General features: G+C 69.5%; 14 protein-coding genes. 7 read left to right on the top strand and 7 right to left on the bottom strand.

The window, feature by feature from the left end; genetic code table 11:
- Window position 1: 1 nt before the first annotated feature.
- Window positions 2–892 (bottom strand): adenylate/guanylate cyclase domain-containing protein, encoded by an 891-nt coding sequence (locus tag A5730_RS15525; protein ID WP_067901950.1) that lies wholly within the window; start codon window positions 890–892, stop codon window positions 2–4.
- A 191-nt stretch (window positions 893–1,083) separates the two neighbouring features.
- Here A5730_RS15525 and A5730_RS15520 point away from each other — a divergent pair, with 191 nt between their 5' ends.
- The gene (locus tag A5730_RS15520; RefSeq protein ID WP_055402793.1) at window positions 1,084–2,127 is read left to right on the top strand and encodes an oxygenase MpaB family protein; all 1,044 of its coding nucleotides are present in this window, start codon (window positions 1,084–1,086) and stop codon (window positions 2,125–2,127) included.
- On the opposite strand, the gene A5730_RS15515 is transcribed toward A5730_RS15520, so the two are convergent.
- The 4 genes from A5730_RS15515 to infC form a co-directional block, all read right to left on the bottom strand.
- Entirely contained in the window at window positions 2,114–2,905 is a 792-nt protein-coding gene (locus tag A5730_RS15515) for an RNA methyltransferase (RefSeq protein WP_067901948.1), read from the bottom strand. The genes A5730_RS15520 and A5730_RS15515 overlap by 14 nt on opposite strands.
- 3 nt (window positions 2,906–2,908) lie before the next feature.
- The gene (gene rplT / locus A5730_RS15510) at window positions 2,909–3,304 is read right to left on the bottom strand and encodes a 50S ribosomal protein L20 (protein ID WP_046184507.1); all 396 of its coding nucleotides are present in this window, start codon (window positions 3,302–3,304) and stop codon (window positions 2,909–2,911) included.
- Between the two features lie 67 nt (window positions 3,305–3,371).
- Window positions 3,372–3,566: a 50S ribosomal protein L35 gene (gene rpmI / locus A5730_RS15505; RefSeq protein ID WP_055402798.1), complete on the bottom strand. Its 195-nt coding sequence runs from the start codon at window positions 3,564–3,566 to the stop codon at window positions 3,372–3,374.
- A 32-nt stretch (window positions 3,567–3,598) separates the two neighbouring features.
- Entirely contained in the window at window positions 3,599–4,204 is a 606-nt protein-coding gene (infC, locus tag A5730_RS15500) for a translation initiation factor IF-3 (protein WP_082459830.1), read from the bottom strand.
- Between the two features lie 407 nt (window positions 4,205–4,611).
- Here infC and lysX point away from each other — a divergent pair, with 407 nt between their 5' ends.
- The 5 genes from lysX to A5730_RS15475 all read left to right on the top strand — a co-directional run bounded on the left by lysX (window position 4,612) and on the right by A5730_RS15475 (window position 11,945).
- A complete protein-coding gene (gene lysX / locus A5730_RS15495) occupies window positions 4,612–7,965 on the top strand; it encodes a bifunctional lysylphosphatidylglycerol synthetase/lysine--tRNA ligase LysX (RefSeq protein WP_082946860.1) in 3,354 nt (1,117 codons plus the stop codon).
- Between the two features lie 76 nt (window positions 7,966–8,041).
- Window positions 8,042–9,526, top strand: a complete 1,485-nt coding sequence (locus A5730_RS15490; RefSeq protein ID WP_197506271.1) for an alpha/beta hydrolase family protein — start codon at window positions 8,042–8,044, stop codon at window positions 9,524–9,526.
- Between the two features lie 6 nt (window positions 9,527–9,532).
- Complete coding sequence (locus A5730_RS15485; RefSeq protein WP_197506270.1) at window positions 9,533–9,964, top strand: DUF6653 family protein; 432 nt, start codon at window positions 9,533–9,535, stop codon at window positions 9,962–9,964.
- A 5-nt stretch (window positions 9,965–9,969) separates the two neighbouring features.
- On the top strand, window positions 9,970–10,218 hold the full coding sequence (locus A5730_RS15480; protein ID WP_067901939.1) for a hypothetical protein: 249 nt from the start codon (window positions 9,970–9,972) through the stop codon (window positions 10,216–10,218).
- A gap of 29 nt (window positions 10,219–10,247) precedes the next feature.
- Window positions 10,248–11,945 (top strand): serine/threonine-protein kinase PknH/PknJ, encoded by a 1,698-nt coding sequence (locus tag A5730_RS15475; RefSeq protein WP_067901936.1) that lies wholly within the window; start codon window positions 10,248–10,250, stop codon window positions 11,943–11,945.
- Window positions 11,946–11,952: 7 nt separating this feature from the next.
- Here the strand turns inward: A5730_RS15475 and uvrA are convergent, their stop codons facing one another.
- The gene (uvrA, locus tag A5730_RS15470; RefSeq protein WP_067901933.1) at window positions 11,953–14,856 is read right to left on the bottom strand and encodes an excinuclease ABC subunit UvrA; all 2,904 of its coding nucleotides are present in this window, start codon (window positions 14,854–14,856) and stop codon (window positions 11,953–11,955) included.
- Window positions 14,857–14,966: 110 nt separating this feature from the next.
- Between uvrA and A5730_RS15465 the strand changes: the two genes are divergently transcribed.
- The gene (locus A5730_RS15465; protein ID WP_067901930.1) at window positions 14,967–15,653 is read left to right on the top strand and encodes an MBL fold metallo-hydrolase; all 687 of its coding nucleotides are present in this window, start codon (window positions 14,967–14,969) and stop codon (window positions 15,651–15,653) included.
- 13 nt (window positions 15,654–15,666) lie between these two features.
- Here the strand turns inward: A5730_RS15465 and A5730_RS15460 are convergent, their stop codons facing one another.
- The gene (locus tag A5730_RS15460; RefSeq protein WP_055402815.1) at window positions 15,667–16,110 is read right to left on the bottom strand and encodes a universal stress protein; all 444 of its coding nucleotides are present in this window, start codon (window positions 16,108–16,110) and stop codon (window positions 15,667–15,669) included.
- Between the last annotated feature and the right edge of the window lie 198 nt (window positions 16,111–16,308).

Raw genomic sequence — 16,308 nt, 5'->3', positions numbered from 1 at the left:
GCTAATTTGTTTCGGAAGTGTGATCGGGCGCTGTCAACTCCCTATGAGTCCTCAAACGATATATCGCCAAGTCGTTCGGAACGCCGGTGGTTTTGCCCGCAAAAACCGATTTACGTGCGCGTTTGGCGACGACGCCCATCGCGTCCAGTTCGCTCTGCGGGATCAGATCGAGTGTCGAACCTGACACCATCACCCCGCCCTTGGTGGCCCGTTCCATCACCCGCGCGGCGATGTTGACGTCGACACCGAGCCAGTCCGAGGCCAGCCGCTGCGGCCGCCCGGTGTGGATCCCGACCCGCATCCGCGGCGTGTGACCGGCCACCTCGACCGACTTCAACGCCTCCTTGGCGGCCAGCACGGCCCGCACCGCGACGGTGGGGTCGCCGAAGACGGCCATCAGGCCGTCGCCCATCCGCTTGACGATGTGGCCGCCGGCGTCCAGCAGCGGCGGCTCGATGGCCCGCGCCACCTGACGCAGCAGGGCCAGCGCCGCCTCGTCGCCGGCCTGCAAGGACCACGACGAGAAGCCGACCAGGTCGGTGAACACCAACGTCACCTCGGGATTGGCCGGCCGCCGAGACACCGACTCGGTCAGCGCCTGCCACACCTGCAGCAGCCCCAAGCCCACTTCGCGCGACACCGCCTCGCGGTCCCCCAGCAGCCGATCCGCGGCCCGGGCGGCGGCGCGCGGCCCGCCCTCGCCGGCCGTCGACAGCGGATCGCCGAACTCGGGATCGCCCGGCAGCAGCCGTCGGGCCCGGCGGATGAAGGCCACCGCGCCGGGGCTGTGGTTTCGGCTCTGCCACCACCGCACGGCGCCGCGCACCGAAGGATCGGAAGCCGTCACATCTTCGGACTCGCCCGAGTCCGAATCGCGATGCGCGAGTTCCACTGGGCCAGGTTATTTCCTCGCGCCGCGGGCGGGCAACGAAGGCCACGCCCGTTGTGTCACAGCTCGCAACGTATCGGCTGATCACGGCGGCGCCACACCGCTGTCGAAGGTCGATAACACCTGCGGGCGCGCGGAGGCGAAATCGTAGACAACGTGCGTTGTCAAAGTTATCGTGAGCGCAGGAGGCCGAGATGACTGCCATTCCAAGGAAATCCGACGATCCGCTCGGGCCAGACTCCCTGACCTGGAAGTACTTTGGCGATCTGCGGACGGGAATGATGGGCGTCTGGATCGGGGCGATCCAGAACATGTACCCGGAGCTGGGGGCCGGCGTCGAGGAGCATTCGATCCTGTTGCGCGAGCCGCTGCAGCGGGTGGCGCGCTCGGTGTACCCGATCATGGGCGTCGTCTACGACGGTGAACGCGCCGCGGCGACCGGGCGGCAGATCAAGAGCTACCACCACACCATCAAGGGCGTTGACGCCTCGGGCCGCCGTTATCACGCCCTGAATCCGGAGACGTTCTACTGGGCGCACGCCACGTTCTTCATGTTGGTGATCAAGGTGGCCGAGTACTTCTGCGGGGGCCTGACGGAGGCCGAGAAGCGGCAGCTGTTCGACGAGCACGTGCGGTGGTACCGGATGTACGGGATGAGCATGCGCCCGGTGCCCACGTCGTGGGAGGCGTTCTGCGAGTACTGGGACCGGGTGTGCCGCGAGGAGCTCGAGGTCAACCAGGCGACGCTGGACATCTTCCAGATCCGGATCCCCAAGCCGAAGTTCGTCCTGATGCCCACGCCGATCTGGGACCAGATGTTCAAGCCGCTGGTCGCCGGCCAGCGCTGGATCGCGGCGGGCCTGTTCGAGCCCGCGGTCCGCGAGAAGGCGGGCATGCGCTGGACACCGGGCGACGAGGTGCTGCTGCGCCTGTTCGGCAAGCTGGTCGAACTGGCCTTCTTGGCGGTGCCCGACGAGATCCGGCTGCACCCGCGCGCGCTGGCCGCCTACCGCCGCGCCGAGGGGCGGCTGCCCAGCGACGCGCCGTTGGTGGAGGCACCGCCGTTCATGGCCCCGCCCCGCGACCGCCGCGGGCTGCCCATGCACTACTTTCCCCCGCGGCCCCGCTCCGCGCTGGACCCCGCCAAGGCGCTGATGGAACGCGCCGGCTCGCTGGTGCACGGGACGCTGTCGCTGGCGGGCCTGCGGCCGGCCCGGGGACGCGTCAGGGCCGCTTGAGGGTGCCCAGCGCCTGCGCGCTCTGGTAGAGACAGATGGCCGCCGCCGAGGCCACGTTCAGGCTCTCGGCTCCCCCGGACATCGGGATGCGCATGCGATGATCGGCCGCCTGCGCGACTTCGGTTGGCAGGCCCTGTGATTCGGGGCCGAACAGCCACGCCGTCGGCCGGCCGAGCAGCTCGGCGGCCTCGTCGAGGCGCCTCTCGCCGTCCACCGTCGTCGCCAGCACCTGCAGCCCCGCGTCGCGCAGGCCGCCCAGCGCGGCCGGGACGTCGGGCGCCGAGGCGACCGGAATCGAGAAGATGCTGCCCGTCGAGGCGCGCAGGCACTTGCCGTTGTACGGGTCGACGCCGTGCCCACCGAGGAGCACGCCGTCGGCGCCCATGGCGTCGGCGATGCGAATGAGCGTGCCGGCGTTGCCCGGCTCGCCGATTTCGACGGCGACCGCGATCAGCCGCGGCGAACCGGCCAGCACGTCCGCCGGTTGGGTCGCCGGCATCTCGCAGACGGCCACCAACCCGGTGGGGGTGACCGTGTCGGACAGCGCCTTGGCGGCCCGCTCGGTGACCGGATGAACCGGAAACCGCTGCGCGCCAAGCAAAGACGCATACCGCTGCGCGGCGGCCTCGACGACGAAGACGTCGCGGACCAGGCCGCGGGCGGCCGCGGCCTCGACCAGGTTGGGGCCCTCGGCCAGGAATCGCCCCGCCCGCCGGCGCCCGACGTGGCGATGCAGTTTGACCGCCGCGGCGACCCGGGCCGAACGTTCGGTCAGCAGGGGCTAGGCGGCCTCTCCGGAGTCCGAGGGCGCGTTGACGTCCTCGGGCAGCGCGGCCCGGGCGACGTCGACCAGCGCGGTGAACGCCGCGGGATCGGTGATCGCGATGTCGGCGAGGTTCTTGCGGTCCACCTCGACGCCCGCGGCCTTGAGGCCCTGGATCAGGCGGTTGTAGGTGATGTCATTGGCGCGGGCGGCGGCGTTGATCCGCGAGATCCACAACTTGCGGAACTCGCCCTTGCGCGCGCGGCGGTCGCGGTAGGCGTAGTTGAGCGAATGCAGCTGCTGCTCTTTGGCTTTGCGGTACAGCCGCGAACGCTGGCCGCGATAGCCCTTCGAGGCTTTGAGAATGCTGCGCCTCTTCTTGTGGGCGTTGACCGCCCGCTTCACGCGTGCCATGGGTGTTCCTACTCTCTAAGTAATGGTCGGGGCCGGCAGCGGCGCCGGCGCTCGGCTTGTCGAACTGTCAGCCGTTCAGCAGCTTCTTGACGCGCTTGGTGTCGTTGGCCGCCACGGTGGTGCGGCCCTCCAGGCGGCGGGTCCGGGTGGACGGCTTGTGCTCGAACAGGTGCCGGCGGTTGGCTTTCTCGCGAAGGATCTTGCCGGTTCCGGTGCGCCGGAACCGCTTCGAAGCCCCGCTGTGGGTTTTGGCTTTTGGCATGTTTCCTCTTCGTTCTCGCTATTCGTCTCTGATCAGTTGGGCGAAGGGGCGTCGGTGGCCGCATCGCCGTCCGGCGCCGCGACGTCCCCGGGTCCCTCGGGGTGCCGCGCCCTGGCGCGAGTCTTCGCGCCCCGGTGCGGGGCCAGCACCATCGTCATGTTCCGGCCGTCCTGCTTGGCGGACGTCTCGACGAAGCCGTATTCGGCCACGTCCGCGCCCAGCCGCTGCAGCAGGCGGTAGCCCAGCTCGGGCCGGGACTGCTCGCGTCCGCGGAACATGATGGTGACCTTCACCTTCGAACCCGCCTCCAGAAAGCGGATCACGTGGCCCTTTTTGGTCTCGTAATCGTGATCGTCGATCTTGGGTCGCAGCTTCTGCTCTTTGACGACGGTCTGCTGCTGGTTCCGGCGGGATTCGCGCGCCTTTTGCGCCGCCTCGTATTTGAACTTGCCGTAGTCCATGATCTTGCAGACCGGGGGTCTGGCGTTCGGGGCGACTTCGACAAGGTCGAGATCGGCGTCCGCAGCGACGCGCAGTGCGTCTTCGATGCGCACTATGCCTACCTGCTCTCCCCCGGGGCCGATCAATCTGACTTCAGGTACGCGGATGCGCTCGTTGACGCGGGTCTCAGTGCTGATGGGGCCTCCCTTGTTGGGCCGATACGTGTCCTAGCATCGCGGCCGGGCCCGGCTCCGGGGGATTCAGCGGCGGAAACACCACACCACCAGCAGAAAAGCCCTGCAATCGCAGGGCCCAATGCCGACCGATCGCGGCCTGAAGTCAAGCCGCCCGCGTTGCTCGCGGAACAGACATGCGCGATGTCTGTGACCGGACCGCCAGGCCTTGAAATTCTCGTGGCCCGCGGTGGGAGTGGGACTCCACTTAACTGTTCCTGGCCTTCGCCGGGATGGTCGCGAACGCCAGTTTAGCAGCCACGGGGCCACTTTCCGCACTTCGCCCTCGACCCCGCCCGCCGCTCGGGCAACCGGGCGAACTATTGCTGGCCAGTCTTAGCGCTTCGCCAAGCTTTTCACGGTTTGAGGGCATATCCTCGCGGTCTGTGACTCTCGCTTCATCTCGTTCGGGCTCCCGTTCGGGGCCCCGCGGCCGGTCGCATTCCCGGTATCGCTGGGTACCGGCGGCGGCCGGGTGGATCGTGGGCGTCATCGCCACCGTGTCGCTGCTGGCCAGCGTGTCCCCGTTGATCCGGTGGGTCATCAAGGTCCCTCGCGAGTTCATCAACGACTACCTGTTCAACTTTCCCGACACCAGCATCGCGTGGTCGTTCGTCCTCGCCCTGCTCGCCGCGGCCCTGACCGCGCGCAAACGGATCGCCTGGCTGGTGCTGCTCGGCCAGATGATCCTGGCCGCGGGGCTGAACGCCGCCGACATCGCCGCGGGCGACAACACCGCGGCCGAGACCTTCGGCGAGAACCTCGGGTTCGCGGTGCACATCATCGCGATCGTGCTGCTGGTGCTGGCCTACCGGGAGTTCTGGGCCAAGGTCCGCAAGGGCGCGCTGGTCAAAGCCGCCGCGGTGCTGGTGGCCGGCGACGTGATCGGGATCCTGGTGTCCTGGGGGCTGGTGGAGCTGTGGCCGGGAACGCTGGCGCGCCAGGACCGCCTGCCCTACGTCGCCAACCGGGTGGTCGGCTTCGCGCTGGCCGACCCGGACCTGTTCACCGGCAAGCCGCACGTGTTCCTCAACGCGATCTTCGGCCTGACCGGCGCGCTGGCGCTGATCATGGCGACCATCGTGCTCTTCCAGTCCCAGCGCGCCGAGAACGCGCTGACGGGCGAGGACGAGTCCGCCATCCGCGGCCTGCTCGAGCTGTGGGGCAAGAACGACTCGCTCGGCTACTTCGCGACCCGCCGGGACAAGTCGGTGGTGTTCGCCCAGAGCGGCCGCGCCGCCATCACCTACCGCGTCGAGGTGGGCGTGTGCCTGGCCAGCGGCGACCCGATCGGCGACCCGCGGGCCTGGCCGCAGGCCATCGACGCGTGGCTGGGGCTGTGCCAGACGTACGGCTGGGCGCCGGGGGTCATGGGCGCCAGCACGCAGGGGGCGCGGGTCTATCGGGAAGCCGGGCTGAACGCGCTCGAGCTGGGCGACGAGGCGATCCTGCGGACCGCCGACTTCAAGCTGTCCGGCCCCGACATGCGCGGGGTGCGCCAGGCCGTCACCCGGGCCCGCCGCGCCGGGCTGACGGTGCGGATCCGGCGGCACCGCGACATCTCCGCCGAGGAGATGACGCAGACCATCACCCGCGCCGACGCCTGGCGCGACACCCAGACCGAGCGCGGCTTCTCCATGGCGCTGGGCCGGCTCGGCGACCCCGCCGACGGGGACTGCCTGCTGGTCGAGGCGATGGACCGCGACGGCGCCGTGGTGGCGATGCTGTCGCTGGTGCCATGGGGCACCACCGGTGTCTCCCTGGACCTCATGCGCCGCTCCCCGCAGTCGCCCAACGGCACCATCGAGCTGATGGTCAGCGAGCTCGCCCTGACCGCCGAAAACCTTGGCATCAGCCGCATTTCGCTGAACTTCGCGATGTTCCGCTCGGCGTTCGAGCAGGGCGCCCAGCTCGGCGCGGGCCCGGTCGCCCGGTTGTGGCGGGGGCTGCTGCTGTTCTTCTCGCGGTGGTGGCAGCTGGAGACGCTGTACCGCTCGAACATGAAGTACCAACCCGATTGGGTTCCGCGCTACGCCTGCTACGAGGACGCCCGGCTGATCCCCCGGGTCGGCGTCGCGTCGGTGATCGCCGAGGGCTTCCTGGTGCTGCCGTTCACCCGGCGTGAGCGGGTGCACACCGGGCACCACCCCGCCGTGCCCCAACGACTGGCGGAGTCGGGCCTGCTGCACCACGACGGCTCCGCCCCCGACGTCAGCGAGTTGCAGCAACGCCGCGACGACGCGGAGCAAGAGGAGTCCTGGGCCCGGCTGCCCGAGCAGGTGCGGGTGCGGCTGGCCAAGCTGAAGATATTGCGGCGCAACGGCATTGACGCCTACCCGGTGGGCTCGCCGCCCAGCCACACCGTCGCCAGGGCGCTGGACGCGGACGACCAGGAGCCCGTGTCGGTGTCGGGCCGGATACTGCGGATCCGCGACTACGGCGGGGTGCTGTTCGCCCAGCTGCGGGACTGGTCGGGCGAATTGCAAGTGCTGCTGGACAATTCACGCCTGGAGCGCGGCCGCAACGCGGATTTCACCGCGGCCATCGATCTCGGCGACCTGGTCGAGGTGACCGGGCACATGGGGTTTTCCAAGAACGGCACCCGCTCGTTGATCGTGCGCGACTGGCGGATGATCGGCAAGTGCCTGCGGCCGCTGCCGAACAAGTGGAACGGGCTGACCGATCCCGAGGCGCGGGTGCGCACCCGCTATGTGGACCTGGCGGTCAATCCCGAGTCGCGCGAGCTGATCACGGCGCGCGGCAGCGTCCTGCGCTCGGTCCGGGAGACGTTGTTCGCCAAGGGGTTCATCGAGGTCGAGACGCCGATCCTGCAGCAGATCCACGGCGGGGCCACCGCCCGGCCGTTCGTCACCCACATCAACACCTACGACATGAACCTGTTCCTGCGCATCGCGCCGGAGCTCTACCTCAAGCGGCTGTGCGTCGGCGGGGTGGAGCGGGTGTTCGAGCTGGGCCGGGCCTTCCGCAACGAGGGGGTCGACTTCAGCCACAACCCGGAGTTCACCCTGCTCGAGGCCTACCAGGCGCACGCCGACTACCTGGTCTGGATCGACGGCTGCCGCGAGCTGATCCAGAACGCGGCGCAGGCCGCCAACGGGGAGCAGACCGTGCTGCGCACCGACGGCGCCGACGGCCGCCTGCAGCCGGTCGACATCTCCGGAACCTGGCCGGTCAAAACCGTGCACGACGCGGTGTCCGAGGCGCTCGGGGAACGCATCGATCCCGACACCCCGTTGTCCATGTTGCGCAAGCTCTCCGACGCCGCCCACATTCCGTACCGGGCGCACTGGGACGCCGGCGCCGTGGTGCTGGAGCTCTACGAGCACCTGGTCGAGGACCGCACCGAAGGGCCGACGTTCTACATCGACTTCCCCACGTCCGTCTCGCCCCTGACCCGCCCGCACCGCAGCCGGCGCGGCGTCGCCGAGCGGTGGGACCTGGTGGCGTGGGGGGTCGAGCTGGGGACCGCCTACAGCGAGCTCACCGATCCGGTGGAACAGCGGCGCCGCCTGCAGGAGCAGTCGCTGCTGGCCGCCGGCGGCGACCCGGAGGCGATGGAGCTCGACGAGGACTTCCTGCAGGCCATGGAGTACGCGATGCCGCCCACCGGCGGGCTCGGCATGGGAATCGATCGGCTCGTCATGCTCATAACCGGCCGCAGCATCCGCGAGACGCTGCCATTTCCGCTGGCCAAGCCGCACTGATCGGCCCCCGACGCGCGGGGAGTCGCAGGGCGAACATTCGGTGAATATGTTCCAGGGCGGTTAACAATAGATCACAATGAATGCCGTGACCGCGTCGACGACCAACGCCACGACGCAGTTGCTGGCAAGTAGTCACACGTCGCTGATGCACGGCTGGCTGCCCACCACGATCCAGGTGGTCACCGCGCTGGTGCTCGCGCTCGCCGTCGGCTGGCGGTCGCGTCGGTGGCGGACGGTGTGGTTGCCGGGAGCTGCGCTGACCGGTGCCGCCGCGGCCTACCTGACGCACTGGTACATCGTCGACCGTGGGCTGTCCGACGACCCCGCGCCGGCCGCGCTGTGGGTCTGGATCGCGTTGACCGGGACGGCGGGGGCGGTGCTGGTGCTGGGCTGGCGCGGCGCCCGCCGCTGGCGGCGCGGGGCCGGGCTGGTGGCCGTGCCGTTGTGCGCGCTGTGCGCCGCACTGGTGCTCAACCTGTGGGTCGGCTACTTCCCGACCGTGCAGGCGGCGTGGAACCAGCTCACCTCCGGTCCCCTGCCCGACCAGACCGACCCGGCGACCGTGATCGCGATGGCCGCCAAGCGGGCGCGTCCGCCGCACGGCAGCGTGGTGCCGGTGGTGATCCCCTCGGACGCATCGCATTTCAAGCATCGCGGTGAGCTGGTTTACCTGCCGCCCGAATGGTTCACCAGCAGCCCGCCGCCGGCCCTGCCGACGGTCATGATGATCGGGGGCCAGTTCAACACCCCCGCGGACTGGACCCGCGCGGGCAACGCGGTCAAGACGATCGACGACTTCGCGGCCGCCCACGACGGCAAGGCGCCGGTGCTGGTGTTCGTCGACTCCGGCGGCGCGTTCAACAACGACACCGAATGCGTCAATGGCGCCCGCGGCAATGCCGCCGACCACCTGACCAAAGACGTTGTGCCGTATATGGTTTCCAAGTTCGGCGTCAGCCGCGACCGATCCAACTGGGGCGTCGCCGGCTGGTCGATGGGCGGGACCTGCGCCGTCGACCTGACGGTCATGCACCCCGACATGTTCAGCGCGTTCGTCGACGTCGCCGGCGATTTCTTCCCCAACGCCGGCAACAAGGCGCAGACCATCGCCCGGCTGTTCGGCGGAAACGCCGACGCCTGGGCGGCTTTCGACCCGACCACGGTGATCAGCCGGCACGGGCCGTACAGCGACGTGGCGGGCTGGTTCGCGATCTCCGCGGACGGGCCGCCGGCGGCGCGCCACGACCCGATGATGACCGACAGCGGCGCGATCCGGCTGGCCGGCCGGGAGGCCCCCGCCGACCCCGGCAACCAGACGGCGGCCGCCTACTCGCTGTGTGCGCTCGGGCGCGCCAACGGCATCGACTGCGCGGTGCTGGCGCAGCCCGGCAAGCACGACTGGCCCTTCGCGGACCGGGCCTTCGCCGCCGCGCTGCCGTGGCTGGCCGGCCGGCTGGGCACGCCGGGCATTGGGCGGACCGCGTTGTCCGGCACCGCCCCGCCCGCACTCACCACCCCGGTCGTCGTCCCGGCCGACCGGTCCAACCCCGCCCGGCGGTAGCCGCCGGTGCCTGTCGTCGCGCGCGTTCGGCGTGCCGTCTTCGCGCGGCACTGCAACCCGTGGAGCGCCTGGACCCGTTGGGCGAGCACCCCGTTGATCGTGGTGCCGGTGTGGACGCGGCGCCGGCGCGACGCGGCGTGGATTGCCTTGTGGCTGGCCGTGAATCCGTTCGTGTTCGGCAAGCCGGCGCACCGGCGGGCGTGGTCGACGCGGGCGATGCTGGGCGAGGAGCTATGGATCAGCCGCCGCCCCCGCGACGCGGCCATGGCGGTCAGCGCGCTGACGTCGGTGGCCGCGCTGGGCGCCGTCCTCGCCGCTTGGCGCCGGCGGGCACTGCCGGCGGCGACGGCCATCGCGATCCAGATGGCACTGACGCTGGTGTACTGGCAGCAAATGGTGCGGTATCTGCAGCGCGAGCGACGGGCTTCAGTAGCGTAGCGACCATGCCCGACGAACCAGCAACGCCCGGCGCCACCCCACCCGATCCCGGGTACGACAGTGCGGGCGTACCGACCTTCGAGTCCGTGCGCGAGAAGATCGAGAACCGCTACGCGACGTCGGTGGGCGACGCGGAATTGGACGCCGAATCCCCCGAGGGCCGTTCCGTCGCCGAGCAATACGACGAGCGGGAGCGCGCCGCCGCGGAACGGTTGGCCCAGATCCGCGAGTCGATGCACGCGGACGAGGGCTAGGAAGTCGGCTTGGCGTCGGGGGGACGTCGATGAGTGAAGCGCGGCCGAGTTCGCGGATCGGGAGCCGGTTCGGGCCCTACCAGTTGCGGCGGCTGCTGGGCCGCGGCGGGATGGGCGAGGTCTACGAGGCCTACGACACGGTTAAGGACCGGGTGGTGGCGCTCAAGCTGATGTCCGAGCAGGTGAGCTCGGACGACTCCTTCCGCCGGCGCATGCAGCGCGAGGCCCGGACCGCGGGCCGGTTGCAGGAACCGCACATCGTGCCGATCCACGATTTCGGCGAGGTCAACGGCCAGGTGTTCATCGACATGCGCCTCATCGAGGGGCGTGACCTGGGCACGGTGCTGAGCCGCACGGGGCCGCTGCCGCCACCGCGCGCCGTCGCGATCGTCGAACAGGTCGCCGCCGCCCTGGATGCCGCGCACCGCGCCGGGGTCATTCACCGCGACATCAAACCCGAGAACATCCTGCTCGCCGAGGGTGACTTCGCCTACCTGGTCGACTTCGGCATCGCCGCGGCGGCCACCGACGAACGGGTGACCAAGACCGGCGCCGCCATCGGCAGCTGGAACTACATGGCGCCCGAGCGATTCGGCAGCGACGACCCCACCTACCGCGTCGACATCTACGCCCTCGCCTGCCTGCTTTTCGAATGCCTCACGGGCACAAGGCCGTTCCAGACGGCCAGCCTCAGCAGCCTGATGGCCGCACACCTGGCGCAGCCGGTCCCCCGCCCGAGCGAGCGAAACCCCGCCGTCCCCGCGGCGTTCGACGAGGTGATCGCCCGCGGGATGGCCAAAGACCCGGGCGCCCGCTACCTCACCGCGGGCGATCTGGCGAAGGCGGCCCTGCACGCGCTCAGCACGCCGGATCAACGCGAGGCGACCGAATTGATCCAGCACAGCCGGCATTTCGCGCCGCCGCCCCCGACGTGGTTCCCCACCCCGCCACCCTGGGCGCCACCCGCGCCACCCAGGCGCAGGCTGGGCCTGGTCATCGGTGCCCTCGCGCTCGTCGTCGCGGTCATCGCGGGCACCGGGGTGTGGTTGGCGGTCGACAGGTCCTCAGCCACGCAACCCGACAACCCCACCACGACGAGCCCGACCGAGGCGACCTCGACCGCGAGCGCGGTGACCACCAGCACCACGCCCACAGTTGGTCCCGCACAACTGGATTCGCTGCTGCTGCCGGTCGACCAGGTCAACGTCCTGATCGGCACCACCGGCATCGTCGTCGACCACAGCGTGACGGAGATGACCGACCCCGGCCCCGACAACACCCTGTCGGACGAGAAGTGCCTCGGCGCGCTGATGGGGTTCCAGACCCGGACGTACAAGAGCAGCGGCTACACCGCGACGCTGGCCCAGCTGATGAAGAAGCCGCAGAGCAAACCGGCCTACGTCGTGGTCCAGGGCGCGGTGATCTTCGCAACCGCCGACCAGGCCCGCAAATTCGTGACCGACCAGTGGCCCCAATGGCGGGACTGCGGGGGCAAGACGGTGACTCAGCCCGCCGACAAGGCCCCGCTCGAATGGACCTTCGGTCAGATCAGCGGCAATCCGCCCAACATCGCCCTGCAGCACACGTTGGCCAACAGCCCGGTGGTGTGCCAGCACGTACTGTCGGCGGTGTCGAACGTCGTACTCGATGTCAACGCCTGCGCGCCCGGAATCATCAACCAGGGCAGGCAGATCGCCAACCAGATGGCGGCGAAAATCCCGGGCTGAGGGCCGATCAGGCGGTCACCTTGCGTCGCCGGCTCGACCGCCGCGGCGGCGCGGCGCGGCCGATGACCTCGGCGAGGAACTTGCCGGTGTAGCTCTCCGGCACGGCGGCGATGTCCTCCGGGGTGCCCTCGGCCACCACGGTTCCGCCCTCGGCGCCGCCCTCGGGCCCCATGTCGACTATCCAGTCCGACGTCTTGATGACGTCCAGGTTGTGCTCGATCACGATCACGGTGTTGCCCTTGTCCACCAGGCCGTTGATGACGCTGAGCAGCTTGCGGATGTCGTCGAAATGCAGCCCGGTGGTGGGCTCGTCGAGGATGTAGATGGTCCGCCCGGTCGAGCGCTTCTGCAGTTCGGCGGCCAGCTTGACGCGCTGAGCCTCACCCCCGGACAGCGTCGGCGCGGGCTGGCCCAGCCGGACGTAGCCCAGGCCGACGTCGACCAGCGTGCGCAGGTAGCGGTGGATGCCGGTGATCGGCTCGAAGAACTCCGCCGCCTCCTCGATCGACATGTCCAGCACCTCGGAGATGGTCTTGCCCTTGTAGTGCACCTCGAGCGTTTCGCGGTTGTAGCGTGCGCCGTGGCACACCTCGCACGGCACGTAGACGTCGGGCAGGAAGTTCATCTCGATCTTGATGGTGCCGTCGCCCGTGCACGCCTCGCAGCGGCCGCCCTTGACGTTGAACGAGAACCGGCCCGGTTGGTAGCCGCGGACTTTCGCCTCGGTGGTGGCCGCGAACAGGGTGCGGATCTTGTCGAACACCCCGGTATAGGTAGCCGGGTTGGACCGCGGCGTGCGCCCGATCGGCGACTGGTCCACCCGCACCAGCTTGTCCAGGTGGTCCAGGCCCGTCACCCGGGTGTGCCGCCCCGGCACCAGCCGGGCGCCGTTGAGCCGGTTGGCCAGCACCGTGGCCAGAATGTCGTTCACCAGCGTGGACTTGCCGGAGCCGGACACGCCCGTCACCGAGGTGAGCATGCCGAGCGGGAACGAGACGTCGATGCCGCGCAGGTTGTGCTCGCGGGCGCCGACGACGGTGAGCTGGCGCTTGCGGTCTATCGGACGCCGGATCGCCGGCATCTCGATGGCCTCCTTGCCCGACAGGAAGGCGCCGGTGATCGAGTCCTTGTTGGCCAGCAGCTCGGCGTAGGTGCCGCTGTGCACGATCTGGCCGCCGTGCTCGCCGGCGCGGGGGCCGATGTCGACGATCCAGTCCGCGTGCGCGATGGTGTCCTCGTCGTGCTCGACGACGATCAGGGTATTGCCCAAATCCCTTAGCCGCGTGAGGGTTTCGATGAGGCGACGGTTGTCGCGCTGGTGCAGGCCGATGGACGGCTCGTCGAGCACGTAGAGCACGCCCACCAGGCCGGACCCGATCTGGGTGGCCAGCCGGATGCGTTGCGCCTCACCGCCGGAGAGCGTGGCCGCGGCGCGCGACAGCGACAGGTAGTCCAGCCCGACGTCGAGCAGAAAGCCCAGCCGCGACTGGATCTCCTTGAGCACCTGGCCCGCGATCGCCTGTTCGCGGGGGCCCAGGGTGAGCGCGTTCAGGAAGTCCGAGCAGTCCGAGATCGACAGCTCGGACACCTCGGCGATGGACTTCTTGCCCCGGCCGCCCGCGGCCAGCGTCACCGCCAGGATCTCCGGCTTGAGCCGGGTCCCCTCGCACTCCGGGCAGGGCACGTCACGCATGAAGCCCTCGTAGCGTTCCTTCATCTGCTCGGATTCGGTCTGGGCCATCTTGCGTTGCAGGAACGCCAGCACACCCTCGAAATCGGCGTAGTAGGAACGGGTTCGGCCATACCGGTTGCGGTAGCGCACGTGTACCTGGTGGTCGCAGCCCTCGAGAATCGCCTTGCGCGCCTTGGGCGGCAGCTTGCGCCACGGCGTGTCGACGTCGAAGCCCATCTCCTCGCCGAGGCCGGCCATCATCCGGGTGAAGTACTCGGCGGTGTGGCCGGTGGACCACGGCGCCACCGCGCCCTCGGCCAGCGTGCGCTCGGGGTCGGGCACCACCAGGTCGGGGTCGACCTCCTTGCGGATGCCCAGGCCGGTGCACTCGGGGCAGGCGCCGTAGGGCGAGTTGAACGAGAACGACCGCGGCTCCAGGTCGTCGACCGCCAGCGCGTGGCCGTTGGGGCAGGCCAGCTTCTCGGAGAACCGCTGCTCGCGGTTGTGCGCGTCGTGCTCGTGGTCGACGAACTCCAGCACCACGATGCCGTCGGCCAGGTTGAGCGCGGTCTCCACCGAGTCGGTGAGCCGCTGCTTGGCGCTGGGCTTGACGGTGAGGCGGTCCACCACCACCTCGATGTCGTGCTTCTCCTGCTTCTTGAGCTTGGGCGGATCGGTCAGCGGATGCACCACGCCGTCGACCCGCACCCGGCTGTAGCCCTGCGCGTTCAGCTTCTCGAACAGGTCGGCGAACTCGCCCTTGCGGGTGCGCACCACCGGGGCGAGCACCAGGAAACGGGTGCCCTCCGGCATCGCCAGCACCTGGTCCACGATTTGCTGGGGCGTCTGGCGGGCGATCCGCTCACCGCAGACCGGGCAGTGCGGGGTGCCGGCGCGCGCGTAGAGCAGCCGCAGGTAGTCATACACCTCGGTGATGGTCCCGACGGTCGACCTCGGGTTGCGGTTGGTCGACTTCTGGTCGATCGACACCGCCGGGGACAGGCCCTCGATGAAATCGACGTCCGGCTTGTCCATCTGCCCCAGGAACTGCCGCGCATAGGCCGACAGCGACTCCACGTACCGGCGCTGGCCCTCGGCGAAGATGGTGTCGAACGCCAGCGACGATTTGCCCGAACCCGACAGCCCGGTGAAGACGATCAGCGCGTCGCGGGGCAGGTCGAGGTCGACGCCACGCAGGTTGTGTTCGCGGGCGCCCTTGATGATCAGGCGGTCAGCCACGCTGCCCTCTCTCGGTGAATCCTCTACGTACTGCGGCGGGTATGCGCACGGCGCATTCCATGCTATGTGCCCATACCGACAAGCAACGTTTGACCAGTAACGTGGCCGCTATGACTGCCTCGGTTGTGCCTAGCGACGACTACACCGGACACGTCGACCCCGGTACCGCGGCCCGCCGGACCCTACCCGGCGCCACGATCCTAAAGGCCTCGGTGGGCCCCATGGACAACAACGCGTATCTGGTGACCTGTTCCGCTACCGGCGAAACCCTGTTGATCGACGCCGCCAACGACGCGGACGCGCTGATCGGCCTGATCCGGGAGCACGCACCCAAGGTCTCGCTGATCGTGACCAGCCACCAGCACTTCGACCACTGGCAGGCCCTGCAGGCCGTCGCCGCGGCCACCGGGGCACCCACCGCCGCCAACGAGATCGACGCCGAGCCGCTGCCCGTCAAACCGGACCGTTTGCTGGCGGGCGGCGACACCGTGGCGATCGGCGAGCTGCGCTTCGACGTCATCCACCTGCGCGGGCACACGCCCGGCTCGATCGCGCTCGCCCTCGACGGGCCCGCGACGGGCGGGGTCACTCAGCTGTTCACCGGCGACTGCCTGTTCCCCGGCGGCGTCGGCAAGACCTGGCAGCCGGGCGACTTCACCCAGCTGCTCGACGACGTCACCGCCCGGGTGTTCGACGTGTACGACGACTCCACCGTCGTCTACCCCGGCCACGGGGACGACACGACACTCGGCGCCGAGCGCCCCAACCTGGCCGAATGGCGCGAGCGGGGCTGGTGAGGCGGGCCCTGCGCTAGTTCGTGGTGTGCACGATCAGCACGTCGACCTTGGCGCGCCGCGACACGTTGGCCGGCACCGAGCCGAGCAGCCGGCCCGCGATCGTGCTCAGGCCGACGTTTCCGACGACCAGCAGGTCGGCCTTCTCGTCTTCGGCCAGCTTGACCAGCGCGTCCACCGGGGCGCCCTCGATCGGGCGCTCCTCGACGTTCTTGGCGCCGGCCTTGTGCGCCCGCTCCTTGGCGTCCTGCAGGATCGCGTAAATCGGCGCGGTGCCGGACACCTTGTAGCTCTCGTTGCGCAGGGCGTCGGCGGCCCGGCCGTCCTCATGCTGGGGCAGGTACGCCGACGCGACGATCAGCTTGGCGTCCGGCCCGGCGATCTGCGCTGCCTTGTCTACCGCACGCATTGACGAGTCCGAGCCGTCGGTTCCCACCACTACAGTCCGATAGGCGCCCATTTACCCTCCCAGTTTCGGTTGGTCAGCCAACCCAAGACAGTATCGCGTTTGCCCGTTGGACAGGGAACAGATTAGCGACACCGCATGCCACGGCGTGTCGGCAATTTGCGGCCTCGCGCCGCGTCATCCGACAATATCGGCGATGGCGAATCAATCAAATGCTCAGGCCCGGAGCGTAAAGCGTTGCATAACGCCGCT

Source organism: Mycobacterium sp. ACS4054 (assembly GCF_001667275.1).
Taxonomy (GTDB): Bacteria; Actinomycetota; Actinomycetes; order Mycobacteriales; family Mycobacteriaceae; genus Mycobacterium.
Note: the sequence above shows the minus strand (reverse complement) of the source record. Positions and strands in the feature narration are given on the sequence as shown.

What these genes read in the sequence shown, in the direction of transcription:
- A5730_RS15520 (WP_055402793.1), top strand. Translation starts at nt 1,084, where the DNA reads ATGACTGCCATTCCAAGGAAATCCGACGATCCGCTCGGGCCAGACTCC.
- A5730_RS15490 (WP_197506271.1), top strand. Translation starts at nt 8,042, where the DNA reads ATGAATGCCGTGACCGCGTCGACGACCAACGCCACGACGCAGTTGCTG.
- A5730_RS15475 (WP_067901936.1), top strand. Translation starts at nt 10,248, where the DNA reads ATGAGTGAAGCGCGGCCGAGTTCGCGGATCGGGAGCCGGTTCGGGCCC.
- A5730_RS15460 (WP_055402815.1), bottom strand. Translation starts at nt 16,110, where the DNA reads ATGGGCGCCTATCGGACTGTAGTGGTGGGAACCGACGGCTCGGACTCG.
- A5730_RS15465 (WP_067901930.1), top strand. Translation starts at nt 14,967, where the DNA reads ATGACTGCCTCGGTTGTGCCTAGCGACGACTACACCGGACACGTCGAC.
- rplT (WP_046184507.1), bottom strand. Translation starts at nt 3,304, where the DNA reads ATGGCACGCGTGAAGCGGGCGGTCAACGCCCACAAGAAGAGGCGCAGC.
- A5730_RS15480 (WP_067901939.1), top strand. Translation starts at nt 9,970, where the DNA reads ATGCCCGACGAACCAGCAACGCCCGGCGCCACCCCACCCGATCCCGGG.
- rpmI (WP_055402798.1), bottom strand. Translation starts at nt 3,566, where the DNA reads ATGCCAAAAGCCAAAACCCACAGCGGGGCTTCGAAGCGGTTCCGGCGC.